At 68.8% G+C, this 24,467-nt stretch carries 21 protein-coding genes and 1 tRNA gene; 10 read left to right on the top strand and 12 right to left on the bottom strand.

The window, feature by feature from the left end; all coding sequences use genetic code 11:
- The first annotated feature begins 36 nt into the window (after positions 1-36).
- The 4 genes from serS (at position 37) to AC04ME_RS04295 (ending at position 3,573) form a co-directional block, all read left to right on the top strand.
- Positions 37-1,320, top strand: a complete 1,284-nt coding sequence (serS, locus tag AC04ME_RS04280) for a serine--tRNA ligase (RefSeq protein ID WP_079112217.1) — start codon at positions 37-39, stop codon at positions 1,318-1,320.
- Positions 1,317-2,138: an HAD family hydrolase gene (locus AC04ME_RS04285; protein ID WP_042537005.1), complete on the top strand. Its 822-nt coding sequence runs from the start codon at positions 1,317-1,319 to the stop codon at positions 2,136-2,138. The genes serS and AC04ME_RS04285 overlap by 4 nt, the downstream gene beginning before the upstream one ends.
- 42 nt (positions 2,139-2,180) lie before the next feature.
- Positions 2,181-2,265 (top strand) — tRNA-Ser (locus AC04ME_RS04290).
- A gap of 54 nt (positions 2,266-2,319) precedes the next feature.
- The gene (locus tag AC04ME_RS04295) at positions 2,320-3,573 is read left to right on the top strand and encodes an LCP family protein (protein WP_052492826.1); all 1,254 of its coding nucleotides are present in this window, start codon (positions 2,320-2,322) and stop codon (positions 3,571-3,573) included.
- A gap of 75 nt (positions 3,574-3,648) precedes the next feature.
- Here the strand turns inward: AC04ME_RS04295 and AC04ME_RS04300 are convergent, their stop codons facing one another.
- A complete protein-coding gene (locus tag AC04ME_RS04300) occupies positions 3,649-4,245 on the bottom strand; it encodes a TetR/AcrR family transcriptional regulator (protein WP_042537007.1) in 597 nt (198 codons plus the stop codon).
- Between the two features lie 92 nt (positions 4,246-4,337).
- Here AC04ME_RS04300 and AC04ME_RS04305 point away from each other — a divergent pair, with 92 nt between their 5' ends.
- Positions 4,338-6,626 carry a glycoside hydrolase family 3 C-terminal domain-containing protein gene (locus AC04ME_RS04305; RefSeq protein WP_475433702.1) on the top strand — a complete coding sequence of 763 codons (2,289 nt, stop codon included), beginning with the start codon at positions 4,338-4,340 and terminating at the stop codon, positions 6,624-6,626.
- Between the two features lie 76 nt (positions 6,627-6,702).
- Here AC04ME_RS04305 and AC04ME_RS04310 read toward each other — a convergent pair whose 3' ends face one another.
- The 5 genes from AC04ME_RS04310 to AC04ME_RS04330 all read right to left on the bottom strand — a co-directional run bounded on the left by AC04ME_RS04310 (position 6,703) and on the right by AC04ME_RS04330 (position 11,141).
- On the bottom strand, positions 6,703-7,407 hold the full coding sequence (locus AC04ME_RS04310) for a mandelate racemase/muconate lactonizing enzyme family protein (RefSeq protein WP_475433704.1): 705 nt from the start codon (positions 7,405-7,407) through the stop codon (positions 6,703-6,705).
- An 84-nt stretch (positions 7,408-7,491) separates the two neighbouring features.
- Positions 7,492-7,743: a hypothetical protein gene (locus tag AC04ME_RS04315; RefSeq protein WP_475433706.1), complete on the bottom strand. Its 252-nt coding sequence runs from the start codon at positions 7,741-7,743 to the stop codon at positions 7,492-7,494.
- 65 nt (positions 7,744-7,808) lie between these two features.
- Positions 7,809-8,717 (bottom strand): NAD-dependent epimerase/dehydratase family protein, encoded by a 909-nt coding sequence (locus tag AC04ME_RS04320; protein ID WP_455904258.1) that lies wholly within the window; start codon positions 8,715-8,717, stop codon positions 7,809-7,811.
- The gene (locus AC04ME_RS04325; protein ID WP_475433709.1) at positions 8,714-10,042 is read right to left on the bottom strand and encodes a Gfo/Idh/MocA family protein; all 1,329 of its coding nucleotides are present in this window, start codon (positions 10,040-10,042) and stop codon (positions 8,714-8,716) included. The genes AC04ME_RS04320 and AC04ME_RS04325 overlap by 4 nt, the downstream gene beginning before the upstream one ends.
- An 85-nt stretch (positions 10,043-10,127) precedes the next feature.
- Positions 10,128-11,141, bottom strand: a complete 1,014-nt coding sequence (locus tag AC04ME_RS04330) for a LacI family DNA-binding transcriptional regulator (protein WP_475433710.1) — start codon at positions 11,139-11,141, stop codon at positions 10,128-10,130.
- Between the two features lie 73 nt (positions 11,142-11,214).
- Here AC04ME_RS04330 and AC04ME_RS04335 point away from each other — a divergent pair, with 73 nt between their 5' ends.
- On the top strand, positions 11,215-12,261 hold the full coding sequence (locus AC04ME_RS04335; protein WP_475433712.1) for a M24 family metallopeptidase: 1,047 nt from the start codon (positions 11,215-11,217) through the stop codon (positions 12,259-12,261).
- Positions 12,262-12,384: 123 nt separating this feature from the next.
- On the opposite strand, the gene AC04ME_RS04340 is transcribed toward AC04ME_RS04335, so the two are convergent.
- Positions 12,385-13,392, bottom strand: a complete 1,008-nt coding sequence (locus tag AC04ME_RS04340) for a LacI family DNA-binding transcriptional regulator (protein WP_475433713.1) — start codon at positions 13,390-13,392, stop codon at positions 12,385-12,387.
- A 150-nt stretch (positions 13,393-13,542) separates the two neighbouring features.
- Here AC04ME_RS04340 and AC04ME_RS04345 point away from each other — a divergent pair, with 150 nt between their 5' ends.
- The 4 genes from AC04ME_RS04345 to rhaS are packed head-to-tail and all read left to right on the top strand — an operon-like array spanning position 13,543 to position 18,254.
- Entirely contained in the window at positions 13,543-15,072 is a 1,530-nt protein-coding gene (locus AC04ME_RS04345; RefSeq protein WP_042537021.1) for a sugar ABC transporter ATP-binding protein, read from the top strand.
- A complete protein-coding gene (locus AC04ME_RS04350; RefSeq protein WP_079112224.1) occupies positions 15,069-16,100 on the top strand; it encodes an ABC transporter permease in 1,032 nt (343 codons plus the stop codon). Before AC04ME_RS04345 ends, AC04ME_RS04350 begins: the two co-directional genes overlap by 4 nt.
- Complete coding sequence (locus tag AC04ME_RS04355; RefSeq protein WP_079112225.1) at positions 16,097-17,149, top strand: ABC transporter permease; 1,053 nt, start codon at positions 16,097-16,099, stop codon at positions 17,147-17,149. The genes AC04ME_RS04350 and AC04ME_RS04355 overlap by 4 nt, the downstream gene beginning before the upstream one ends.
- Before the next feature lie 55 nt (positions 17,150-17,204).
- Positions 17,205-18,254 (top strand): rhamnose ABC transporter substrate-binding protein, encoded by a 1,050-nt coding sequence (gene rhaS, locus AC04ME_RS04360; protein ID WP_042537028.1) that lies wholly within the window; start codon positions 17,205-17,207, stop codon positions 18,252-18,254.
- A gap of 217 nt (positions 18,255-18,471) precedes the next feature.
- Here rhaS and AC04ME_RS04365 read toward each other — a convergent pair whose 3' ends face one another.
- The 5 genes from AC04ME_RS04365 to AC04ME_RS04385 all read right to left on the bottom strand — a co-directional run bounded on the left by AC04ME_RS04365 (position 18,472) and on the right by AC04ME_RS04385 (position 24,385).
- A complete protein-coding gene (locus AC04ME_RS04365) occupies positions 18,472-19,869 on the bottom strand; it encodes a rhamnulokinase (protein ID WP_475433716.1) in 1,398 nt (465 codons plus the stop codon).
- On the bottom strand, positions 19,866-21,902 hold the full coding sequence (locus AC04ME_RS04370) for a bifunctional aldolase/short-chain dehydrogenase (protein ID WP_475433718.1): 2,037 nt from the start codon (positions 21,900-21,902) through the stop codon (positions 19,866-19,868). Before AC04ME_RS04370 ends, AC04ME_RS04365 begins: the two co-directional genes overlap by 4 nt.
- The gene (locus tag AC04ME_RS04375; protein WP_475433720.1) at positions 21,899-22,753 is read right to left on the bottom strand and encodes an alpha/beta hydrolase; all 855 of its coding nucleotides are present in this window, start codon (positions 22,751-22,753) and stop codon (positions 21,899-21,901) included. The genes AC04ME_RS04370 and AC04ME_RS04375 overlap by 4 nt, the downstream gene beginning before the upstream one ends.
- 76 nt (positions 22,754-22,829) lie before the next feature.
- Positions 22,830-23,996: an L-rhamnose isomerase gene (gene rhaI, locus AC04ME_RS04380; protein WP_042537037.1), complete on the bottom strand. Its 1,167-nt coding sequence runs from the start codon at positions 23,994-23,996 to the stop codon at positions 22,830-22,832.
- On the bottom strand, positions 23,993-24,385 hold the full coding sequence (locus AC04ME_RS04385) for an L-rhamnose mutarotase (protein ID WP_475123422.1): 393 nt from the start codon (positions 24,383-24,385) through the stop codon (positions 23,993-23,995). Before AC04ME_RS04385 ends, rhaI begins: the two co-directional genes overlap by 4 nt.
- Positions 24,386-24,467 lie beyond the last annotated feature (82 nt).

A 24,467-nucleotide genomic window follows, 5' to 3' on the forward strand; every position in this document is an offset into this window, starting at 1 on the left:
GGCGGACGCGCCCGGGCCGCACCATAGACTTGGTGGATGATCGACCTCGCACTCCTCCGCGAAAATCCGGAGATCGTCCGCCGTTCTCAGGCCGCCCGTGGCAACGACCAGGGCACCGTCGACATCGCGCTCGAGGCCGACCGATCGCGCCGCGCGGCGCTCGCCGCGTTCGAGGAGCTGAGGGCCGAGCAGAACGCGTTCGGCAAGCAGGTCGCGAAGGCGCCGAAAGACGAGAAGGCGGCGCTCGTGGCGCAGGCCAAGGATCTCGCCGAGCGCGTCAAGCAGGCGCAGCAGGCGGCGAACGAGGCCGCCGAGGCCCTGGCCGCTGCTCTCGCACGCATCGAGAACGTGGTCATCGACGGCGTCCCGGCCGGGGGCGAGGCCGATTTCGTCGAGCTGCGCCGAGTCGGTGAGGTGCCCGCATTCGACTTCGAACCCCGTGATCACCTCGAGCTCGGTGAGATCCTCGGCGCGATCGACATGGAGCGCGGCGCGAAGGTGTCTGGCGCTCGGTTCTACTTCCTGCGCGGCATCGGGGCTCGTCTCGAGATCGCGCTCATGAACCTCGCGCTCGACAAGGCGCTGCAGAACGACTTCGTGCCGCTGATCACACCCACCCTGGTGCGGCCGGAGATCATGCAGGGCACCGGATTCCTCGGCGAGCACGCAGACGAGGTCTACCACCTCGACAAGGACGACGACCTGTACCTCGTGGGCACCAGCGAGGTCGCGCTCGCCGGATACCACAAGGACGAGATCCTCGATCTGGGCAAGGGCGCGCTGCGGTACGCCGGCTGGTCGACCTGCTATCGCCGCGAGGCGGGCTCGCACGGCAAGGACACCCGCGGCATCATCCGGGTGCACCAGTTCAACAAGCTCGAGATGTTCGTCTACACGAACCCGGAGGATGCGGAAGCTGAGCACCTGCGTCTCGTCGCGCTGCAGGAGGAGATGCTGACCTCGCTCGGCCTCGCCTATCGCGTGATCGACGTCGCAGCAGGCGACCTCGGCTCCAGCGCAGCGCGCAAGTACGACATCGAGGCGTGGGTGCCGACGCAGGGTGCTTTCCGCGAGCTCACCTCCACCTCGAACTGCACGACGTATCAGGCCCGCCGCCTCGACATCCGACACCGGCCCGAGGCTCACGAGGGCCAGACCGCGAAGACGCAGCCCGTGGCGACCCTCAACGGCACGCTCGCGACGACCCGCTGGATCGTCGCACTGCTCGAGACGCATCAGCAGGCCGACGGTTCTGTGCGCGTGCCGGAGGTGCTTCGGCCGTACCTCGGCGGGCTCGAGGTTCTGGAGCCGACCGCGTGACGGCCCCCTGGCTCGTCGGGCTCGACGTCGACGGCACGATCATCCTGCAGGACGAGACGATGAGCCCCGGCGTGCCCGAGGCCGTCGCGCGGCTGCGGGATGCCGGTCATGAGGTGACGATCGCCACCGGACGCAGCTGGATGGCCACGCGTCGCTGGGTCGAGCAGCTCGAGCTGACCCCGCAGTTCGTGGTGTGCTCGAACGGAGCGGTGACCATGCGTCGGGTGGGCGACGAGTGGGAGCGGTGGCACATCGAGACGTTCGATCCGTCTCCCGTGCTCGCTCTCCTGCGCGACCGCCTGCCGGAGGCCCGGTACATGGTCGAGCTCGGCTCGGGGCTCAGGCTGTACACCGAGCACCTGGACGACTGGACGCTCGACGGCGGACGACAGGTCGGCTTCGAAGAGCTGGTCGCCGAGCCGGTCTCCCGTGTCGTCGTCGTGTCGCCGGGGCACGATGAGGAGGACTTCCACCGCCTCGTCGCGGACGCAGGACTCAACGAGGTCTCGTACGCGATCGGCTGGACGGCGTGGCTCGACATCGCGCCGCAGGGCGTCGACAAGGGCACGGCGCTCGAGCGCGTGCGCACCGAGCTCGGCTTCGAGCGCGGGCAGGTCTTCGTGGCCGGCGACGGACGCAACGACATCGGCATGTTCGGGTGGGCGCTGGGGCTCGACGGCCGTGCCGTCGCCATGGGGCAGGCGCCCGCAGAGGTCAAGGATGCCGCGGGCGAGGTGACCGGCGACGTCGAGGACGGCGGGCTCGCAATGGCACTGAACACGCTTCCAGCGGCCGCCCAGGTCAGCGCGAGAGAATAGAACTCGGCTAGACTCACGGCTTGTCGGCAGATTCGTCTGTCGGGAGGGTTGTCCGAGTGGCCGATGGAGCTGGTCTTGAAAACCAGTGGGCAGAGATGTCTCGTGGGTTCGAATCCCACACCCTCCGCATTCCAGGGAACGGTGTCCCCCCGCACCGCACGCTGAAACCGAAAGGCACCGAGTGAGTCCTCACACCCGACGCCGTCGTACCATCGCGCGACACGGACAGCTCCACTCGCCGGGCCCCGTCAGCCAGCTTCTGACGTTCATCGCGATCGGTCTCGCCGTCGTCCTGGTGAGCGGCTTCGGCGTCGTCTCGTACATCGTCTACGACCTCTCGAGCACGGTCTCGGCCAACGCGGTCGAGCTGGACAGCACCGAGGAGCTGCCGCCGGACATCAGCGAGTACGAGGGCGGATTCAACATGCTCCTCACCGGTGTCGACACGTGCGAAGAGGCCTATGCGCAGTACTTCGGCGAACGCTGCACCGGCGCCGACTCCGAAGGCACGCTCAATGACGTGAATCTCCTCCTGCACGTGTCGGAGGAGCCCCGCCGCATCACCGTCGTCAGCCTGCCCCGAGACATGATGGTGCCGATCCCCGAGTGCGAAGACGCCGAGGGCGACGTGCACTCCGCGATGAGCAAGCAGCAGATCAACACCGCCTACACCGACGGCGGACTCAACTGCGTCGCGAAGACCGTCTCCGACCTCACCGGTCAGGAGATCCAGTTCGCGGCATCGGTCACGTTCGGCGGTGTGATCGAGATCACGAATGCGATCGGCGGCGTCGAGGTGTGCCTCGCCTCTCCGATCAAGGACCGCTACACGGGCCTCGATCTGGCAGCCGGAAACCACGTGATCGAGGGCATCACCGCTCTGCAGTTCCTCCGCACCCGCCACGGCGTCGGAGACGGCAGCGACCTCGGACGCATCGGCAACCAGCAGCAGTACATGTCGAGCCTGGCGCGCACGCTGATCAGCGGCGAGACGCTCGGCAACGTCCCCATGATGTTGAAGCTCGCGACCACCGGTCTCGACAACGTCGAGGCGAGCACCTCGCTCGCCGACCCGATGAAGATCGTGCAGATCGCGCTCGCGGTGAAGTCCGTGCCGTTCGAGGACATCGTCTTCCTGCAGTACCCGACGTTCGCGGACCCGGCCGACCCCAACCGCGTCGTGCCGGACAAGGAGTCCGCCGAGGCCATGTGGAACGCGATCAACGAGAACGCCCAGCTGCAGGTCACGCATCAGAACACCGAGAACGACGGAGTCGTCGTGACGGATCCGGCCACGCAGACGCCCGCCGACGCGGGTGCCGAGGCGGCGACGCCTGACCCTGCGGCGACACCTGAGAACGTCGTGGCGCTGCCTGACACGATCAAGGGCAACTCGGCCGCGCAGCAGACCTGCTCGAACGGAAACGTCCGCTGACGTCCACGCCGACCGCACGGACCATCCCGAAGAACCGCCCCTCCTGCCTGTCAGGGTGTGGGCGGTTCTCCGCGTTCAGCGCGTAGGCGTCTCCGGCTGATCGGTCGGCGGGTAGAGCACGTCCATGAGGGCTCCGATGATGCCCGGCATGTCGACGGAGCGGTCGATCATCCACTGCAGCTGCAGCCCGTCGGCGACCGCCTGGATCACCCGTGCCATGGTGTCCGGGTCGAGCGTCGCCCGGTGGGCGGCGTCGTGGACGAAGCTGTCGGTGATGCTCTCGCGGAGCTTCTCGCTGCGCTCGAGGAAGTACTGATGGGCCGGATGCGCGGGGTCGACGGCGTCGACCGAGAGGCGTGAGAACAGTTCGACGACTCCGGGGACCTCGGTGTTGTGGCGGATGACATCGATGAACGCGGACTTGCCGTCGACCGGATTCAGCGTCTGCGGCATCATGCCGTCGTGCTCGTCGCGCTTGCGCAGCACCTCGGTGAAGAGCTCCTCCTTGCTGCCGAAGTAGTGCAGGAGCGCGGCGGGGGTGACGCCGACCAGCTCGGCGATCTGCTTGAGCGAGGCGTTCTGGTAGCCCTTGCGGCCGATCACATCGAGAGCGCTCTCGAGGATCTCCTCGCGTCTGGCGACGCCCTTCGCGTATGAACCTCGTCGTGCCATCCCTCGAGAGTAATCCTGAACAACGTTTGAGATCCAATACTTACTGGCATATAGTTTTCGCAGGACACCGCCGTCGCCGCGAAAGGAACATCATGACCGATACATCGGCATCCGATCTCACCCTCGAGGAGAAGGCATCGCTCACCAGCGGTGCGGACTTCTGGACGACGAAGGCCATCGAGCGCGTCGGTCTGCCGTCGATCATGATGACCGACGGCCCGCACGGCCTGCGCAAGCAAGCAGGCGGCACCGATCACCTCGGTCTCTCGAGCAGTGTGCCGGCGACCTGCTTCCCTCCCGCTGTCGGCATCGGCTCGTCGTTCGATCCCGAGATCGTCGAGCGCGTCGGCGCGGCCATCGGCGTCGAGGCGGCGATCGAAGACGTCGCCATCGTGCTCGGCCCCGGCATCAACATCAAGCGGTCGCCCCTGTGCGGTCGCAACTTCGAGTACTTCTCGGAGGACCCGATCGTCTCGGGGATCCTCGGTGCGGCCTCGGTGCGTGGAGTGCAGTCGCAGGGCGTCGGCACCTCGCTCAAGCACTTCGCGGCCAACAACCAGGAGTTCGATCGCATGCGCGCGAGCTCCGACGTGGACCCGCGTCCGTTGCACGAGATCTACCTCCGCGGCTTCGAGCGTGTGGTCAAGGATGCCGAGCCGTGGACCGTCATGTGCTCGTACAACCGCATCAACGGGGTCTACGCCTCGGAGGACCCGTGGCTGCTCACACAGGTGCTGCGCGATGACTGGGGCTTCGACGGTGTGGTCGTCTCGGACTGGGGTGCTGTGAACGACCGCGTGGCCGGCGTCGCCGCCGGTCTCGACCTCGAGATGCCGTCGTCGGGCGGGCGGACGGATGCTCAGCTCGTGGCCGCGGTGCGCGCCGGCGAGCTCGACGAGAGCGTGCTCGACACCGCAGCCGACCGTGCGATCGATCTCGTGCGCAAGGCGCAGCGGCGCCCGGCCGTCGCAGGTCCTCTCGACGTCGACGCGCACCATGCGCTCGCGAGGGAAGCGGCCGGACGCTCGATCGTGCTGTTGAAGAACGACGGCGACGTGCTGCCGCTCGCCGCCGAGCGGAGGATCGCCGTCATCGGAGCCTTCGCGACCGAGCCGCGCTTCCAGGGAGCCGGATCCTCGCTCATCAACCCCACCCGCGTCGACGCCGCGTGGGACGAGCTCCGTGCCGTGGGCGGAGAGAACGTCACGTACGCTGCCGGCTTCGCTGTCGAGGGCGGCGACATCGCGGCATCCGGCCGTTCGGCCGACGACCTGCGCGCCGAGGCCGTCGCCGTCGCATCCGCAGCCGACGTCGCCGTCGTGTTCCTCGGCCTTCCCGCTGCCGAGGAATCCGAGGGCTTCGATCGCGAGCACATCGATCTGCCCGCTGCGCAGCTGGAGGTGCTCGACGCCGTGATCGCGGCGAACCCCACCACGGTGGTCGTGCTCTCGAACGGCGGCGTCGTCGCGCTGCCCTTCGCCGAGCGGGTGCCGGCGATCGTCGAGACGTGGCTGCTCGGCCAGGCCGGCGGCGGCGCTGTCGCCGACGTGCTCTACGGAGCGGTGAACCCCTCGGGAAAGCTCACCGAGACCGTTCCGGTGCGGCTGGAGGACAACCCCTCGTTCGGCAACTTCCCCGGTGAGTTCGGTCACGTCCGCTACGGCGAGGGCGTGCTGGTCGGCTACCGCTGGTACGACGCGAAGGGCCTCGACGTCACCTTCCCCTTCGGGTACGGCCTCTCGTACACGACGTTCTCGTATGGCGAGGCGTCGGTTGCGGCGAGCGAGAGCGGCGACATCGTCGTGCGGGTCGATGTGACCAACACCGGAGACCGCGACGGCCGCGAGATCGTGCAGGTCTATGCGGCCCCGGTCGCCTCCGTCGTGCAGCGCGCGCCGCGCGAGCTCAAGGCCTTCGCATCGGTGGCGCTCGCTGCGGGTGAGACCCGTACCGTCGAGCTCGTCGTGCGCCGAGAGGACCTCGCCTATTGGGACGTGCGCGTCGACCGCTGGATCGTCGAGAGCGGCGAGTACACGGTCGAGGTCGCCGCGTCGAGCCGCGACATCCGTTCCTCCACGACCGTGCAGGTCGAGGGCGATGCCGTCTCGCTTCCCCTCACGATGAACTCGTCGATCGGCGATGTCCTCGCGCACCCCGTAGCTGGCCCCGCCGTCATGGGCGCCCTCGGCGGATTCCTGGGAGAGCTGACCGGTGCGGACTCGTCGGCCGCCTCGATGATGCCGAACGACGAGGCGATGCAGAAGATGATGGCGTCGTTCCCGATCGGCCGACTGATCGGATTCCCCGGTGTCGACGTCACGCACGAGCAGGTCGAGCAGCTGCTCGAGGGCGCGAACGCGGGAGTGCTGACGCCGGCCTGATCTCAGACCGTCCGAACGACGAAGCGCCCTCTCCGTCCTGCGACGGGGAGGGCGCTGTCGTGTGCGGGGCTGTGCGTCAGGTCGTCAGGTCGCGTCCAGCCTCGTCTCCGAGAACGGGGGAGAAGCGGATGCCGAGGCCGTGATGCTCGTTCTCGGTGAGGAAGCCGCCGGCGACGGTCACGGGCGAGGGATCGGCCAGAGCGCCGAGCGCACCGAATCCGGCATCCTCCACATCCTCGACCAGTGGTTCGAACGCGGTGTCGGGCAGCGTCAGGGCGAGCTGGCCCGAGAGCTCTGGCAGCAGGTGGGGATGCAGGGCGACGCCATGCGAGGCGGCGAGCCCGGCGATGCGGAGCAACGGGGTGATTCCGCCGACGCGCACGATGTTGGGCTGCACGATCTGCGCGGCGCCTGCCCGGAGGAAGTCTGCGAAGCGGTGCACCGTGTGCAGGTTCTCGCCGACGGCGATGGGCACGTCGATGCGACGGGCGAGCTCGGTGTGGCCGATGAGGTCGTCGGCCCGCAGCGGCTCCTCGATCCAGGCGAGATCGAAGCGCGACAGTGCGTCGATCGACGTCGTCGCGCGGTCGAGATCCCAGCGTTGGTTCGCGTCGATCATCAGCGCGCGATCGGGTCCGAGCAGCGCGCGCACGGCGGCGACGCGCTCGATGTCCTCCGAGAGGTCGGGCTTTCCGACCTTGATCTTCACGGCATCGAACCCCGCATCGATCCAGCGCTGCACCTGGGCGAGCAGCTCGTCGAGCGGGTAATGCAGGTTCACGCCCGATCCGTAGGCGCGCACGCGCTCACGGCGGCAGCCGATCAGGCGCGACACCGAGGTGTCGGCAACGCGCGCCTCGGCATCCTACAGCGCGAGGTCGAGCCCTGCCAGCGCGATCGTCGTGATGCCACCGCCGCCCGCTTCGTGCAGGTGCTCCCACAGGCTCTGCCAGGCCTCGCCGGGAACAGCGGATCGGCCCACGGAGGCGGGAGCGATGTCCTGCTGCAGCAGCGACTGGACTGCGGGTGCGCCGATCTGCGGGCTCCACGAGAAACCCCATCCTTCGCCGCCGTCTGAGCGAACGACGTGGGTCGCGATGATACCGACCGACGTCACGTCTGCAGCCCACGGACGCGTCAGCGGCACCCGCTGGAGACGCGACGTCAGACTCCGGATGGTGGTCACAGCAGCGCGCGTCCTGCCGCGAGCTCCGTGCGCCAGGTGCGCGCGGCGCGCCAGCCGAGCAGGCGAGCGGCTTTGGCGGAGGAGAACGCGGGCGCAGTGCCGGTGAGCTCGGCCGCCGCCCGCGCGGTGCCGGGGTGGAACTGCGGCAGCAGCTCGCTCAGCGGGCGGCGGGCGAGCGCGTCATCGGCGCCGACGAAGAACCGCTCGCCGTTCGGGATGTCGTCGAGGGCGTCGAGCAGGGCGTCGGCGAAGGCTGCGACGTCGCGGGCATCGATGTAGTTGAAGAGCGCCGGTGCCGACAGTGCGGGGTCATCGAGGCGTTCGAGCACGGTGTGCCCCTGCTGGGTCGGAGCGCCGGCCCATTCCTCGGGGGCGATCACGTAGCAGGGGCGGAAGGATGCGAACCGCACGTCGTCGCCCGCCTGGCGCCGCAGCATGTCGATCGTCTGCTCGATCAGCAGCTTCGACAGGGCGTAGGCGTTCCACGGTTCGGTGGGCGATGTCTCGTCGAGGGGGAGGCGCTCGGGAGTCCAGCCGCGGGGTGCGCCGTAGCCGATCACCGTCGGGCTCGACGCTGCGACCACTCGGCGGATGCCTGCACGCACGGCTCCGCCGAGCACCGACTGCGCGAGGGCGGCGTTCGTGCGCAGGATCACGTCTTCGGGTGCGCTGAAGGGCACCGCGATCGCCGCGAGGTGGATCACCGCGTCAGCTCGTGTGCCCGCGAGTGCCGACGCCGTGGCATCCGCGTCGGTCAGATCGAGGGAGAACTGAGTGATCCCGGCGCGGTCGAGGTGTGCGATCGGCTCTCTGTCGACGGAGATGAGCTCGTGTCCGGCATCCGCGAGTCCTGTCACGAGCGTGCGCCCGAGTCGCCCGGACCCGCCGGTGACGACGATCCTCATCGGCGTGCGAGCAGGGCGATCCCGAGCTCGTCGACCCTCACGGGGAGTCCGGTCTCGAGCGAGCGGTTGCCCGCGATGCCGACGGCGATGGAGCGGATGCCGTCTGTCCAGTCCGCCGGCCGCGCGAGCGGGTCATCGCCCGGACCTTCGAAGACATCGGACAGGAGCAGGGCGTCGCCGCCGCCGTGTCCGCCGTCGCCGCCGTCGATGGGCACCTCGTAGGCCGCTTCCCAGTGCCGCTGCACGAGTATGCGCTCGCCTTCAGGGCGCAGTGCGGTGGTGCCGTCGCCGCCCGAGAGACTCGGGTCGATGTGGGGATGCAGGCCCTCACCTGCCAGCACGGCTCCGCGTTCGACGACCTCGAGCTCGACGCGGCCGAGCGTGCCGTTGACGGCGACGCGATAGCCCTCCCACGGCGAGTGCGCGTTCAGCGAGTACGACATGGTCGCGCCCGAGACGTAGTCGACGACGAGCGCGAGGTTGTCCTCGATCGTGATGCCCTCGCTGAACACGTCGAGGTCGCGCACGTAGCCGTCGTGCTGCTCGGCGTCGAGGTAGAGCGCGGTCAGGCGTTCGTCGGTGCGGAGGTCGAGTTCGAAGAGGTCGCCCCCGTCGTGGGTTCCTCGCGCCGGCCGCTCGCCGAGGCCGCGGCCGGCCGCATTCTCGGCGCCGTAGAAGCGCAGACCGCCCGACGCGTAGACACGGGTCGGCTGCGAGCGGATCCACCAGTTGACGAGGTCGAAGTGATGGCTCGACTTGTGCACGAGAAGACCGCCCGAGTTCTTCTTGTCCCGGTGCCAGCGGCGGAAGTAGTCGGCGCCGTGGTTGGTGTCGAGCATCCACTGGAAGTCGACGGAGGTGACCTGCCCGATCGTGCCGTCCTGGATGATCCGGCGCAGCGCGCTGTTGCGGGGGGAGTACCGGTAGTTGAACGTCAGCACCACCTGTCGGCCGGTGCGTTCGACGACCTCTTCGATGCGGGCCGCGCTCGCCGCGTCGATCGTCAGCGGCTTCTCGACCACGACATCGGCACCGGCCTCGAGCGAGCGGACGATCAGCTCGGCATGCAGATCGTCGCGCGAGCAGATGATGACCCGGTCGACGCGTTCGTCGCGGATCACCTGTTCGAGCTCGTCGGGGGTCGCAAGGCGGGGAGCGGAGGCGCCTGCGTCGACCGCGCGTTCTGAATGGAAGGCGGCGCGCACGGGGTTGGGCTCGACGATCGCGACCAGTTCGGCGCGGTCCCGGTGCGCTCCGGTGATCGCATCGACATACATCTGCGCGCGGACTCCGGCACCGGCCAGGGCATAACGGGTCTTCGTCATCGTGATCCTTCTGTGATCTCGAACTCAGGAAACGTTTTCTCGACGATAGCACAGGGCGGAAGCCGAGCACTCGGACGGAGGCGGCTCAGTCCTCGCGCGGGGCGGAGGTGCTTCCGCGCACGACCAGGGTCGGCGTCATCGTGAGCTCCGGAGTGGAATCGCCGCCGGTGAGTTGGGCGTGCATGGCGGTCCAGGCTGCTGCGCCCAGATCGACAGCCGGCACCGCCGCGGTCGTGAGCGGCGGCGACGTGTAGGCGGCGAACGGGATGTCGTCGAAGCCGGTGATCGACAGCTGGCCCGGTACCTCGACGCGGCGCACGGTCAGCGCCGAGAGGAGGCCCATCGCGACGAGGTCGTTGTAGGCGATCACGGCGGTCGCACCGCTCGCGAGCACCTGATCGGCGACGGCCGTGCCGCTGTCGAAGTCGACCCCCGCGGTGATCTCCTCGACCTCGAGCCGGTCGAGCCGGTCGAACCCGGAGACCGCTGCGGCGATCGCCTCCTGTCGCGCCTTGTGCGTCACGCTGCGCGTCGCTCCGGCGAGATAGACCAGCCGGCGGTGGCCGAGAGACGTCAGATGGTCGACGATCTCGCGCATGCCCAAGCCGTAGTCGGCGCCGACGACGGGAGCGCTGATCTGCGGTCCGCGGTTGATCACGACGGCGGGGGAGAGCGCGGGCAGCAGCGTCGCGAGCTCCTCTTCGGGCATTCGAGGAGCGCACAGGATCACGCCGTCTGTGCGCAGTCGTGTCGCCCTGGCGAGCGCGTGCTCCTCGTCGAGATCTTCGCGGGAATCGGCGACGAGCACGTGGTATCCATCGGCAGTCGCTGCACGGCTGAGCCCACGGAGGATCGCCTGGAAGGTCGGGTTCTCGAGATCCGGGATGACGACCGCGACCGCCTGGGTGCGGCCGAGCACCAGACTCCGAGCCACCGGGTTCGCGGTGTAGCCGAGTTCGGCGGCGGCGGCCCGCACGCGCTCCGCGAGAGCGGGGTCGACCGTGGGGTTCCCGTTCATCGCCCGTGACACGGTCGACAGCGAGACGCCGGCGAGCTTCGCGACGTCGGTGATGCCGGGGCGAGAGGATTCGCGTGCCATCAGCATCCCTCCATTCCGCGATCGGTCACGGCTGTCGTCATACTACGAGAAAACGTTCTACGAGGAGGGTCGCGTGGCCGGAGCATCCGAAGACCGCATCGAGAAGCAGGATCGTCTCGCGCGAGTGCGGCGCGACGTCGATGGTGCGACGCTCGTGCTCACGTCGCACGAGGCGGTGTCGTGGTACCTCGAGGGAGCGCGCACGCATGTGTCGCTCGCGGGTCCGCCGGTGCTCGCGGTGCGCGCGGAGACGCACGGAGATGTGCTGTTCGTCGCCGCGAACGAGGCGGATCGACTGATCGCCGAAGAGCTGCTGCCGGAGGATGCCGAGCGCGTGGTGCGGGTGCCGTGGTGGATCCCTCCGTCGATCGCGGCGGCCGAGCGGTCGGGCGTTCCGGAGTCGCAGGTGGCGGCCGGGCTCCGCGCAGCGCGAGCGCGGATGCTGCCCGCCGAGACCGAGAGGTACCGAGTCCTCGGGCGCGAGACGGCCGAGACCTTGACCGATGTGCTGGGCCGCGTCGAGTCGGATCAGACCGAGCGCGCGGTCGCGGCGATGGTCGCCGCGGAGCTCATCGCCCGGGGGATCGATCTGCTCGTCGTGCTCGTCGCCGGCGCTGATCGCGGTGCGTTCCGGCATCCGCTTCCGACCGCGGGCGTGCTCGGAGATCGGGCCATGGTCGTGGTGTGCGGTCGCCGTGACGGGCTGATCGCCAACGCCACCCGCTGGATCGGAGCACCTGTCGACGAGGAACCGCTGCTCGGCGTGGAGCGTGCTTTCCTCGACGCATCGGTGCCGGGCGCTCGCCTCGACGAGGCGTTCGCCGCGGGCACGGCGGCGTACGCCCGCTTCGGCTTCGACGCCGACGAGTGGCAGCGGCACCACCAGGGTGGGCCGAGCGGCTATGCCGGACGCGACCCCCGCGCTGCGGCGTCCACGGTCGATCGTCTCGTCGAGAATCAGGCGTTCGCGTGGAATCCGACCGCACCGGGGCTCAAGGTCGAGGACACCATGCTGCGCACGGCGGAGGGCTGGGACGTGCTGACGGTCGACGACCGCTGGCCGTCCGTCGAATATGAGGGACTGCGGCGTCCGGTCGCGAGGGCGTACGGGCCTCGCTGAGGGCGGCTCCTGCGGGACGGGCGGCTGCTCGGACCATGGCTGCTGATCATCCGCGTGTCAGGCGGCAGCCAACCGGGAATCGGTCAGCCATCCGTCCCGCAACGCTGCGCCGCGGACGGACCGTCAGCCGCTGGTCGAGCTGCGCACGATCAGCTCGGGCGGGAACACGGTCTGCCGGGGGATGCTCTCAGGGTCGGCCGCCTCTTCGAGCACGATCCGCAGCGCGGTGCGCCCGATCATGCGGCTGGGCTGGCGGATCGATGACAGCGGGACTGCGGCGGCCGCGGCGAACGGGTTGTCGTCGAAGCCGATCAGAGCGATCTCCTGCGGCACGAGCAGGCGTCCGTCGGCCACGAGCGACTGCAGCAGGCCGAGGGCGAGCAGGTCGTTCGCGGCGAAGAGAGCATCCGGCCACTCGCGGCGCGGGCGGGTGAGCAGGCGCGCGCCTGCGGCGACGCCCTCCTCGACGGTCATCGCCGCGGTCGGCACGACCTCGAGCTCGACGTGCACGGCCGCGTTCTCGGCCGCGGCACGAGCGCCGGCGAGACGGTCGGTGACCTGGCGCATGTCGAAGGGGCCGCCGACGAAGGCGATGCGCCGCCGACCTCCCTCGATCAGATGCTCGACCGCGAGTCGTCCGCCCGCGACGCTGTCGACCGAGACCGACGAGAACCCGCTGTCGGCGCTGAACCGGTCGACGAGCACCGTCGCGATGCCGCTCGCGCGGAACCTGCGCAGCTGCGTCATGACGTCGCCGTAGGGGGCGATGAGCATACCGCGCACCTGCTGCTCGCGGAACAGATCGAGGTAGACCTTCTCCCGCGAGGGGTCGTCGTCGGTGTTGCCGTAGAGGATCGCGATGCCGTGGCTCGATGCCTCGTCCTCCGCCCCGCGCACGACGTCGTTGTAGAAGGGGTTCTGGCCGTCGAGCACCACGAATCCCACGGTCGTGCTGACACCGGCTCGCAGCTTGCGTGCCGCGTCATTGCGCACATAGCCGAGTTCTTCGATCGCCTGCGTGACGCGTTCGACCGAGTCGCTGGAGACCTCGTCCGGCCGATTCAACACGTTCGAGACCGTGCCGACGGAGACGCCCGCACGGACGGCGACATCGCGGATGCTGATCGGCATTCGGCTGTCCTCTCGTCGTCGGGCGGATCACGCTTCGGCATCGGGGGTTGACCTGAGACCGGCATCACATACACTAGCCTGAAACGAGCTTGAATCGATTCAGGTAAAGTTCATTCCGATCATCATCCCCCTCAACGGAGAGGAAAGCCAGTGGTAGACGCAGCCTCCGCCCGCAGCGCTCCCCCCACCGCGCTCGAGCTGCATCGGGTCGTGAAGTCCTTCGGCCCCGTCGTCGCGCTCCGCTCCGGCAGCCTGACGCTCCGCCCCGGTTCCATCCACGCCCTCATCGGCGAGAACGGAGCGGGAAAGTCCACGCTCGTGAAGATCATGGCCGGTCTCTACCGCCGTGACTCGGGGGACTTCCGCCTGCACGGCGAAGACGTCGACTTCACCAGCACGGCCCAGTCGAAGGCCGCAGGCATCGCGGTCATCTACCAGGAGCCGACGCTGTTCCCCGATCTCTCGGTGACCGAGAACATCTTCATGGGGCGTCAGCCCACCGGACTCCTCGGACGCATCGACCGCAAAGCCATGCGCACCGAGGTCGACCAGATCTTCCGTCGCCTGGGAGTGACGCTCGACCCCGACCGCATCACCGAGGGTCTCTCGATCGCCGACCAGCAGATCATTGAGATCGCCAAGGCCATCTCGCTCGACGCGAGCGTGCTGATCATGGACGAGCCGACCGCGGCGCTCAGCGGCGTCGAGGTCGACCGTCTGTTCGCCGTCGCGCGGAGCCTCCGCGACGAGGGCCGTGCGATCCTCTTCATCTCGCACCGCTTCGACGAGGTGTTCGACCTGTGCGACACGGTGACCGTGATGCGCGACGGCGCCTACATCGACACGACCCCGATCGCCGAGACCACGGTCGACGACCTGGTCAGGCAGATGGTCGGTCGCGACGTCACCGAGCTCTTCCCCAAGCAGGAGGCCGCGATCGGCGAACCGCTGCTCGAGGTCACCGGCCTCACCCGCCCGGGTGTCTTCCACGACATCTCCTTCACCGTTCGCGCGGGCGAGATCGTCGCCCTGGCCGGCCTCGTCGGGGCAGGGCGCTCCGAAGTCGCCCGTGCCGTCTTCGGCGTCGATCCGTACAGCGACGGAGAGGTGCGGATGCTCGGCGCAGGCGTCGCACGCCGCAACCCCACCGCGGCGATGCGCAGCGGCCTCGCGCTCGTGCCCGAGGACCGCCGCAAGCAGGGGCTCGTCATCGATGCGGGTGTCGGCGGCAACATCACTCTCGCGATCCGTCGGCGCCTGTCGAAGTGGGGTCTGATCACCAGCGGCATCGAGAACCGTGCGGCGAAGGAGTGGGCATCGCGCCTCGAGGTCAAGACGCACGCGCTCGACACCGTCGCCGCCACCCTCTCGGGCGGAAACCAGCAGAAGGTCGTGCTGGCCAAGTGGCTGGCAACCGACCCCCGGGTGCTGATCATCGACGAGCCGACACGAGGCATCGATGTCGGCACGAAGTCCGAGGTGCACCGCCTGCTCTCGCAGCTCGCGGGCGAGGGTCTCGGGATCCTGATGATCTCGTCGGAGCTCCCCGAAGTCCTCGGCATGGCAGACCGCGTGCTCGTGATGCGCGAAGGGCGCATCACCGCCGAGATCTCCCGCGACGACGCCACCAGCGAGAACGTCATGTTCGCCGCCACCCACTCATCGGAGCTGCAGTCATGAGCCTCACCACCGCGCCGGCGGCCGCCGCTCCGGCGATCGCCAAGAAGCCGGGCGGCATCGGCCGTGCACGGGAGTTCGGCATCCTCGCCGCCCTCGTGCTCGTCGTGATCGCCGCCACGGTGAAGAACCCCAACTTCCTGTTCAGCGCCGACGGCTGGCGCGATCTGCTGCTGACGCCGTCGATCCTCATGCTCGTCGCGGTCGGCCAGGCCATCGTGATCATCACCCGCAACGTCGACCTCTCGGTCGGCTCGGTCATGGGCCTGACGGCATATCTCACCGGACGCCTCTTCGTCGACGTGCCCGGCATCCCGATCGTCCTCGTCGTGATCGCAGCCGTGCTGCTCGGAGCCTTCCTCGGTCTCGTGAACGGCGCCTTGGTCGCATTCGCCAAGGTGCCGGCGATGGTGATCACACTCGGCACGCTCTATGCCTACCGCGGCATCAACGTGCTGTGGACCGGCAGCGACCGCATCAACGCCTCCGACATGCCGAAGGACTTCCTCGCGCTCGGCACCCAGCAGATCCTCTTCATCCCGGTGCTGTCGATCGTCGCGGTGATCGTGCTCGCACTGGCCGCCTGGTATCTGCGCAACACCAGGGGCGGCCGCGAGTACTACGCGATCGGATCCGACCCCTCGGCCGCCGAGCTCTACGGCCTCAAGGTCACCCGCCGGGTGCTCTCCGCGTTCGTCCTCTCCGGCGCGCTCGCCGGGCTGGCCGGCGTCTTCTACGCCGCGCGCTACGGATCGATCAGCTCACAGGCCGGCAGCGGCTGGGAGTTGGATGCGGTCGGCGCGGCCGTGATCGGCGGCATCGCGATCACCGGCGGTGTCGGCACGGTCTGGGGTGCGGCCATCGGCGCCATGCTCCTGATGACCATCAACCGCGCACTGCCGATTCTCGGCATCCCCGACTTCTGGCAGCGCGCCGTGGTCGGTGTGCTCATCATCGGGGCCATCGTGCTCGACCGGGTGCTCGCGGTCAGACAGAGACGCCAGCTCATCGAAGCGAGGGACGAATCATGACCACGGCAACGACGACCACGTCGACGCGCGTCATCCGCGACTACGACCGGCCCCTGTGGCGTCGCATCTTCGTCAACCGCGAGTTCGCGATCATCGCGCTGCTCGTGCTGGTGGCGATCGTCGCGGCCGTCACGATCCGCGGCTTCGCGCAGCCGATCACGGCGAACTACCTCCTGCTCGATGTCGCGCCCATTCTGCTGATCGCGCTGCCGATGACGCTCGTGATGATCACCGGCGAGATCGACCTGTCGGTCGGCTCCATGGTCGGACTCGCCAGCGTCGTGACCGGTGTGCTCACCGAGTCGGGTGCGCCGTTCGAGGTCGCAGCCCTGGCGGCGCTGCTGGTCGGAGTCGTGGGAGGGGCCCTCAACGGCTTCCTCGTCACGGTCGTCGGCCTGCCCTCGCTCGCCGTCACGATCGGCACGCTCGCGCTCTTCCGCGGCCTCGCGGTCGGCCTGCTCGGCACCACCGCGGTCACCGACTTCCCGGAGACGTGGACGGCGCTGGCGAAGGCGAAGATCGCCGGCACGACGATCCCGTACATCGTCATCCCGTTCCTGATCCTGCTGGTGCTGTTCGCGGTGCTGCTGCACTTCACCCCCTTCGGTCGGGGCATCTTCGCGATCGGACTCTCGAAGGACGCAGCGCGCTTCTCGGGCGTCGATGTCGAACGCACGAAGTTCATCCTGTTCGTGCTCTCGGGTGTCGTCGCCGCGTTCGCCGGCATCTTCTACACGCTGCGGTTCGGCAGCGCCCGCGGAGACAACGCCACCGGCCTCGAACTGCAGGTGATCGCGGCCGTCGTGCTCGGCGGAGTCTCGGTCTTCGGCGGACGGGGTCACCTGCACGGCGTCGTCGCCGCGGTGCTCCTGATCGGGGTGCTCGGCAGCAGCCTGCGCCTCGCCGGCGTCACCTCCGACGTCATCAACATCATCACCGGCGGTCTGCTGATCTTCTCGGTCGTCGCAGCCAGCGTCCTCGCCTGGGCGCAGCGCGTCAGGTCGAAGGCCGGCCCGCCCCTCCGCGTAGCGGCCTCTCCCGCACCATGAGGCAGCCTCTCATCGTCGGCACCCGCCAGCGGTGATCATCACGAAAGGAAGAACAATGACGTTTGCACGCAAGAAGATCGCGGGGTTCGCGGCGGTCGCCGTGGCCGCAGCGCTCGTGCTGAGCGGCTGCGCCGACACCAGCGGCGGCACCGGCGGCTCGGGTTCGGGCGAGGGCGAAGGCGGCGGGTCCGACAACCTGTCGATCACGTTCCTGCCTAAGAACCTCGGAAACCCCTACTTCGACACCTCGAGCGAGGGCGGTAAGACGGCCGTCGACGAGTTCGGCGGCACGTTCGCCGAGGTCGGCCCGGCCGAGGCCACGCCCGACGCGCAGGTCAGCTACATCAACACCGCGACGCAGCAGGCCGTCGGTGCGCTGGTCGTCTCGGCCAACGACCCCAAGGCGATCTGCGATGCGCTGAACGAGGCTCGCGACGCCGGCGTCAAGGTCGTCACCTTCGACTCCGACACGAACCCCGAGTGCCGTGACCTGTTCATCAACCAGGCCGACTCCGAGGGCATCGCCAAGGTGCAGGTCGACCTGATCGCCGACCAGATCGGTGGAGCGGGCGAAGTCGCGATCCTGTCGGCATCCGCCAACGCGACCAACCAGAACGCGTGGATCGAACTCATGGAGGAGTACGTCGCCAGCGAGTACCCCGACATCACCATCGTCGAGACCGTCTACGGCGACGACGACGACCAGACGTCGTTCGACAAGACTGCGGCCCTGCTGCAGAGCCACCCGAACCTGAAGGGCATCATCTCGCCCACCACGGTCGGCATCGCGGCTGCCGCGCGCTACGTCTCGACCTCGGACTACAAGGGCAAGGTCGCGATCACCGGTCTCGGCACCCCGAACCAGATGCGCGAGTACGTCGAAGACGGCACCGTCACCGCGTTCGCGCTGTGGAACCCGGCCGACCTCGGCTACCTGGCGGCCTTCGCGTCCAAGGCGCTGATCGAGGGCGAGATCACCGGCGAAGAGGGCGACACCTTCGAAGCCGGCGAGCTCGGCGAGTACACGGTCGGCGCTGACGGCGTCGTGCTGCTCGGCGACCCGTTCGAGTTCAACGCAGAGAACATCGGCGAGTTCGACTTCTGAGTCGGGTTCGTCGGGGGCGTCGGGCTTCGGCCCGGCGCCCTTTTCGTGTGTCCGGGGGTAGGACGCAGCTCTCCGCCCGTCCTGCGAGTGTCCCGCGCGACACACGTGCGCGCCGAAGCACGGATGGATGCCGAGAAAGGGTGTTCTCGGCATCCATCCGTGATCCGGGCAGCCGACTGCGCACAGTGGCGTCAGCCGCCCGAGAGGTGCGAGAGGGTCAGCGCGGGTCGAAGCGCTCGGGCTCGTGGGTCGCGGCGACGAGTGCTCGCAGCTCCTCGAGGGAGTCGGGAGCGGCGCCCAGAGCGCGCGCCTGCACGAGCACGTTGCCGAGAGCGGTCGCCTCGACGGGGCCCGCGAGCACGGGAAGACCGGTGCGATCGGCCGTCGCCTGGCACAGCAGGCGGTTCAGCGAGCCGCCTCCGACCAGGTGGATGCTGTCGAGCTCGCGCCCTGACAGATCGGATGCCGTCTGCACGGCACCCGCGAATGCTGTGGCGATCGACTCGACGATCGACCGTGCGAACGCGGGCCTCGATGACGGCGCTTCTGACCCGAGCAGCGCCGTGATGCGCGCGGGCATGTCTCCCGGTGCGCTGAGCGATGAGTCGTTGGCGTCGAAGATCGGCACGTCGCCCGTGACCGCGGATGCCGCAGTCAGCAGCTCGGACAGGTCGATCGACGTTCCGTCTTCCGTCTCCCACGCGCGCACGGTCTCGCTGAGCAGCCAGAGCCCGGTGACGTTGTGCAGGAACCGGTAGCGTCCGTCGACGCCGAGCTCGTGCGTGAAGTTGGCCCCGCGCGCAGCATCCGTCAGCACCGGTTCGGTCAGCTCGACGCCGACCAATCCCCAGGTGCCGCACGAGATGTACGCGGAGTGCGGGGTCGACAGCGGAGCGGCGACGACGGCGGATGCCGTGTCGTGCGAGCCGACCGCGATCACGGGCAGCTCCTTGCCGACGCGTTCAGCGAGCTCGGGTCGCAGGGTGCCGATCGTCTCGCCCGGATCGACGAGCGTCGGCAGGATGCTCGACGGGATGCCGAGGCGCTCGGCCAGCTCGCTGTCCCACTCGCCCGATTCGACGCCGAGCAGTCCGGTGGTCGAGGCATTCGTGCGTTCGGCGACGGACGTTCCGGTGAGCAGGAAGGCGATGAGGTCGGGGATCAGCAGCGCCGCGTCGGCGTCGGCGAGACGCGCGTCGACGCGGTACTGATAGAGCGTGTTGAACGGCAGGAACTGCAGCCCGTTGCGCTGATACAGCTCGGCGAAAGGCGCCTCGGCGTGCACCTCCGCGACGCCGCGCACGGTGCGGTCGTCGCGATAGTGGAACGGCTCAGCGAGAAGCTCGCCGTCCTTCACGAGGCCGTAGTCGACGGCCCACGAATCGATGCCGATGCTCTCGATGCCCGGTTCGCGACGAACGGCCTCGGCGAGGCCCTCGATGACGTGCTCGTAGAGAGCGCCGAAGTCCCAGTGCAGTCCGTCCTCGCGCTCGACGGGCCCGTTCGGGAACCGTGAGACGAGCTCGAGGTCGAGCCGGCCGTCGCCGATCCGCCCGATCATGACGCGACCGCTGGTCGCCCCGAGGTCGACGGCGGCGACGGCGCGGACAGTCATCGCAGGAACGCCGCGGCGACGCCGGAGTCGACCGGGATGTGCAGACCGGTCGTGCGGCTGAGCTCGGGGCCCGTCAGCACATAGACGGCATCCGCGACGTTCTCGGGAACGACCTCGCGCTTGAGGATCGTGCGGTTGGCGTAGAACTGACCGAGGTCCTCCTCGGCGACGCCGTAGGTCGCGGCGCGGTTCGCACCCCAGCCCGAGGCGAAGATGCCAGAGCCGCGCACGACGCCGTCGGGGTTGATGCCGTTGACGCGGATGCCGAACTCGCCGAGCTCGACGGCCAGCAGTCGCACCTGGTGGGCCTGGTCGGCCTTGGTCGCCGAGTACGCGATGTTGTTCGGGCCGGCGAAGACGGAGTTCTTCGACGAGATGTAGATGATGTCTCCGCCGAGCTTCTGGTCGATCAGCACGCGGGCTGCCGCCTTCGACACGAGGAACGAGCCCTTGGCCATGACGTCGTGCTGCAGGTCCCAGTCCTTCTCGGTGGTCTCGAGCAGCGGCTTCGAGAGCGAGAGTCCGGCGTTGTTGACGACGAGGTCGACGCCGCCGAACGCGAGCACGGCGTCGTTCAGCGCGGCCTGGATCGCATCGGCGTCGGCGACGTTCGCCGCGACGCCGATAGCGACGTCGGTGTTGCCGAGCTCGGCCGCGGCGGCCTGGGCCTTCTCGAGGTCGAGGTCGGCGATGACGACGCAGGCGCCCTCGGCCGCGAGGCGGGTGGCGATGGCCTTGCCGATGCCGCTGGCAGCCCCGGTGACGAACGCGATGCGGCCCTGGTGCGACTTAGGCTTCGGCATGCGCTGCAGCTTCGCCTCTTCGAGCGCCCAGTACTCGATGTCGAACTTCTCGGCGTCGGAGATGGGGGAGTAGGTCGACAGCGCCTCGGCCCCGCGCATGACGTTGATCGCGTTGACGTAGAACTCGCCGGCGACGCGGGCGGTCTGCTTGTTCGCCCCGTACGAGAACATGCCGATACCGGGAACGAGCACGATGAGCGGGTCGGCGCCGCGGATCGCCGGAGACTCAGCCGTCGCGTGCGCGTCGTAGTAGGCCTGATAGTCGGCGCGGTACTCGGTGTGCAGCTCGTGCAGGCGGGCGATCTGCTCGTCGAGGGATGCGGTGACGGGCAGGTCGAGGATCAGAGGCTTGACCTTGGTGCGCAGGAAGTGGTCGGGGCAGCTGGTGCCGAGAGCGGCGAGCTCGGGGGCCCGGTCGGAGGCGAGGAAGTCGAGCACGACGTCGGAGTCGGTGAAGTGGCCGACCATCGGCTTGTCGGTCGACGCGATGCCGCGGATGGTGCCGGCGAGGGCGGCGGCGCGCTCACGGCGCTCAGCTTCGGGGAGGGCCTCGAAGCCGGCACGGACACCGCCGAACGGGTCGGCCTTGCCGTTGGCCTCGATGTAGGCGGCGGCGGTGTCGATGATCCACAGCGAGTTGGCCTCGGCCTCCTCCGACGTGTCACCCCAGGCCGTGATGCCGTGTCCACCGAGGATCGTGCCGATCGCCTGCGGGTTCTTCTCCTTGATCGCGGCGATGTCGAGTCCGAGCTGGAAGCCCGGGCGACGCCACGGCACCCACACGACCTTGTCGCCGAAGATCTTCGCGGTCAGCTCTTCGCCGTCGGCGGCGGTGGCGATCGCGATGCCCGAGTCGGGGTGCAGGTGGTCGACGTGTGCGGCATCGACGAGGCCGTGCATCGCGGTGTCGATCGACGGGGCGGCGCCGCCCTTGCCGTGCAGGCAGTAGTCGAACGCGGCGAACATCTCGTCTTCTCGGTCGAGGCCGGGGTAGACGTCGACGAGCGCGCGCATGCGGTCGAGGCGCAGCACAGCCAGGCCCTGCTCCGTGAGGGTCCCCAGGTCTCCGCCCGATCCCTTGACCCACATCAGCTCGACCGGCTGGCCCGTGACCGGGTCGGTCTCGGTGCCCTTGGCCGACGTGTTGCCGCCCGCGTAGTTGGTGTTCTTGGGGTCGGCGCCCAGGCGGTTCGACCGCTCGATGAGGGCGGCGGCGGTGGGGTTGGTCATGGCTGTTCCTTGTGCTCGGGAGACGTGGCGAGGATGCGGGCGGCGAAGCGATCGATCGATGCGGTCGCCGCCGCGAGTTCTGGCTGGTTGAGGTGGCCGTGGCGGGTGCCGGGCTCGGTGGAGATGTCGAGGGCGATGCCGGCGTCGCGCAGCAAGGCGCCGAACGCCTCGCCCGAGACGCGGAGCTCGTCGACCTCGCCGTTGATCATGATCGTGGCGGGGAAGTGCGAGAGCTGAGCGGGGGATGCCGTTCCCGGAACGGCGTAGACCTCGGCAGCCGAGACCGGGCCTCCGAGATAGTTCTCATACATTCCACGCACGGCCTCGGGGCCGAAGGTGTCTGCCTCGGGGTCGGCATCGAGTGCGGCGCGATGTGCAGCATCCGGTGCGCCCTGCACGGCATGCAGCGTCGGGTAGGCGAGCACTGCGAGTGCCGCGAAAGGGCCTGCGCCATGGCTGAGACGGAGTGCCGCACCGGTCGCGAGGTTGCCGCCGGCACTCGCACCGCCGATCGACCACGGGCCTTCCGCGAGATCGGAGGCGACTGCCCATCGGAACGCGTGCTCCACTTCGTCGGAGGCGACGGGGTAGTGCACGCCTTCGCGTTCGGGTGCGTCCGCCGCAGCGGCCCAGACACGAGGGAACGGAGCGAGGGCGTAGTCCACCGAGACCACGACGATGCCGCGATCGGCGAAGCTCCGTGCGACCCAGTCGGCTTCGGGCATGTCGATCTCGCCCGCGGCGAATCCGCCGCCGTGCACCCAGACCAGCCCGGGCCCCGCGGGGTTCTCCGGCTCGTACACGCGCACGCGCAACGGTCCATGCGGACCGTCGAGCACCTGGTCTCTCACAGCGTCATCCGTTCTGTCGATGGGACGTCGGGGCGCGGGGATCGGCTCCCGCACCCCGACGAGTCAGGATGCGCGCTCAGGCGCCCCAGCCGGCCTGCACGCCGCCGACGCGGTCGGCAGCGATCTTCTGCTGGTAGCCCGACTCGGCGTAGGCCTTCATCGGGTCGGCGGCGAGTCCGCGCGACTCGCGCCACTCGGCCAGGGCCGGGCGCACATCGGTGTAGAACGCGTCCATGAACACGGCGTTGGCGGCCAGCACGTCGCCCGACTTCTGCGCGGCGGTCAGCGCATCGCGGTCGACGATCAGTGCGCGGGCCGTCATCTCCTGCACGTTGAGCACCGAGCGGATCTGACCGGGGATCTTGTCTTCGACGTTGTGGCACTGATCGAGCATGAACGCCACGTCGGGGTTGTTCAGGCCGCCGCCGCGGACGACCTCGAACAGGATGCGGAACAGCTGGAACGGGTCGGCCGCGCCGACGATGAGGTCGTCGTCGGCGTAGAAGCGCGAGTTGAAGTCGAACGAGCCGAGCTTGCCCAGGCGCAGCAGCTGCATGACGATGAACTCGATGTTCGTGCCGGGGGCGTGGTGGCCGGTGTCGAGGCACACCATGGCCTTGTCGCCGAGCGACGAGACCTGGGCGTACGACGTGCCCCAGTCGGGAACATCGGTGTGGTAGAAAGCCGGCTCGAAGAACTTGTACTCGAGCACGAGGCGCTGGTCGTCGCCGAGGCGCGCGTAGATCTGCTGGAGCGACTCCTGGAGGCGGTCCTGACGGCCGCGCAGGTCTGCCTGGCCCGGGTAGTTCGAGCCCTCGGCGAGCCAGATCTTCAGGTCGCGGCTGCCTGTGGCATCCATCACATCGATGCAGGCGAGGTGGTGGTCGATCGCCTTCTGACGGATCGTCGGGTCCTCATGGGTCAGGGCTCCGAACTTGTAGTCGTCGTCCTGGAATGTGTTCGAGTTGACCGTGCCGAGGGTGACGCCGAGGTCTTCGGCGTGCTTGCGGAGGTCGGAGAACGAGTCGACGAGGTCCCACGGGATGTGCAGAGCCACCGAGGGGGCGAGCGCGGTGTACTTGTTGACCTGCGCGGCATCCGCGATCTTCTCCCACGGGTCGCGCGGCGTGCCGGGCGTGCCGAACACCTTGAACCGGGTGCCGGAGTTGCCGAACGCCCAGCTGGGGAGTTCGATGCCCTGCTGCTCGAGAGCGGCGAGGTTGTCGGACGAGAGGATGCTCATGAGGCGCTGCCTTCGGTGTCGTTGCGGTTGTCGGTGTCGGGTTCGGGGGAGCCGCCGGCGTGGGCGAGCTGGTCTTCGAGGTGGAACACCTCGGTGAGCGCGGTGGCTGCCTGGTCGGGGCGGCCCTCGAGATCGACGAAGAAGCGCCCCATCTCGGCCTCCCAGCGCGCGGCGACGGAGGATGCGGCGAGGTAGGCCTGCGCTGCGGCATCGTCGTCGGTCTCGTAGTAGCCGACGAGCGTGCCGCCCTCCGCCAGGAACAGCGAGTAGTTGCGTCGGCCTGCGGCCGCGATCTCGGCCAGCATCTCGGGCCAGACGGGGGAGTGACGGGCGAGGTATTCGTCGAGCAGTTCAGGACGCACCTGCAACTGGAACGCGACGCGGGTCATGGGCGTTCTCTCTTCATCGAGGTTTTGAATCGTTTCATTCAGTGTCTCAACACTAGTCAGAGCCGATGGCCGTGTCAAGTGA

It is taken from the genome of Microbacterium sp. LjRoot205, assembly GCF_056175745.1.

Coding starts and splice junctions, on each gene's coding strand:
- serS (WP_079112217.1), top strand. CDS start 37: ATGATCGACCTCGCACTCCTCCGCGAAAATCCGGAGATCGTCCGCCGT.
- AC04ME_RS04300 (WP_042537007.1), bottom strand. CDS start 4,245: ATGGCACGACGAGGTTCATACGCGAAGGGCGTCGCCAGACGCGAGGAG.
- AC04ME_RS04305 (WP_475433702.1), top strand. CDS start 4,338: ATGACCGATACATCGGCATCCGATCTCACCCTCGAGGAGAAGGCATCG.
- AC04ME_RS04320 (WP_455904258.1), bottom strand. CDS start 8,717: ATGAGGATCGTCGTCACCGGCGGGTCCGGGCGACTCGGGCGCACGCTC.
- AC04ME_RS04325 (WP_475433709.1), bottom strand. CDS start 10,042: ATGACGAAGACCCGTTATGCCCTGGCCGGTGCCGGAGTCCGCGCGCAG.
- AC04ME_RS04330 (WP_475433710.1), bottom strand. CDS start 11,141: ATGGCACGCGAATCCTCTCGCCCCGGCATCACCGACGTCGCGAAGCTC.
- AC04ME_RS04340 (WP_475433713.1), bottom strand. CDS start 13,392: ATGCCGATCAGCATCCGCGATGTCGCCGTCCGTGCGGGCGTCTCCGTC.
- AC04ME_RS04350 (WP_079112224.1), top strand. CDS start 15,069: ATGAGCCTCACCACCGCGCCGGCGGCCGCCGCTCCGGCGATCGCCAAG.
- AC04ME_RS04355 (WP_079112225.1), top strand. CDS start 16,097: ATGACCACGGCAACGACGACCACGTCGACGCGCGTCATCCGCGACTAC.
- rhaS (WP_042537028.1), top strand. CDS start 17,205: ATGACGTTTGCACGCAAGAAGATCGCGGGGTTCGCGGCGGTCGCCGTG.
- AC04ME_RS04365 (WP_475433716.1), bottom strand. CDS start 19,869: ATGACTGTCCGCGCCGTCGCCGCCGTCGACCTCGGGGCGACCAGCGGT.
- AC04ME_RS04370 (WP_475433718.1), bottom strand. CDS start 21,902: ATGACCAACCCCACCGCCGCCGCCCTCATCGAGCGGTCGAACCGCCTG.
- rhaI (WP_042537037.1), bottom strand. CDS start 23,996: ATGAGCATCCTCTCGTCCGACAACCTCGCCGCTCTCGAGCAGCAGGGC.
- AC04ME_RS04385 (WP_475123422.1), bottom strand. CDS start 24,385: ATGACCCGCGTCGCGTTCCAGTTGCAGGTGCGTCCTGAACTGCTCGAC.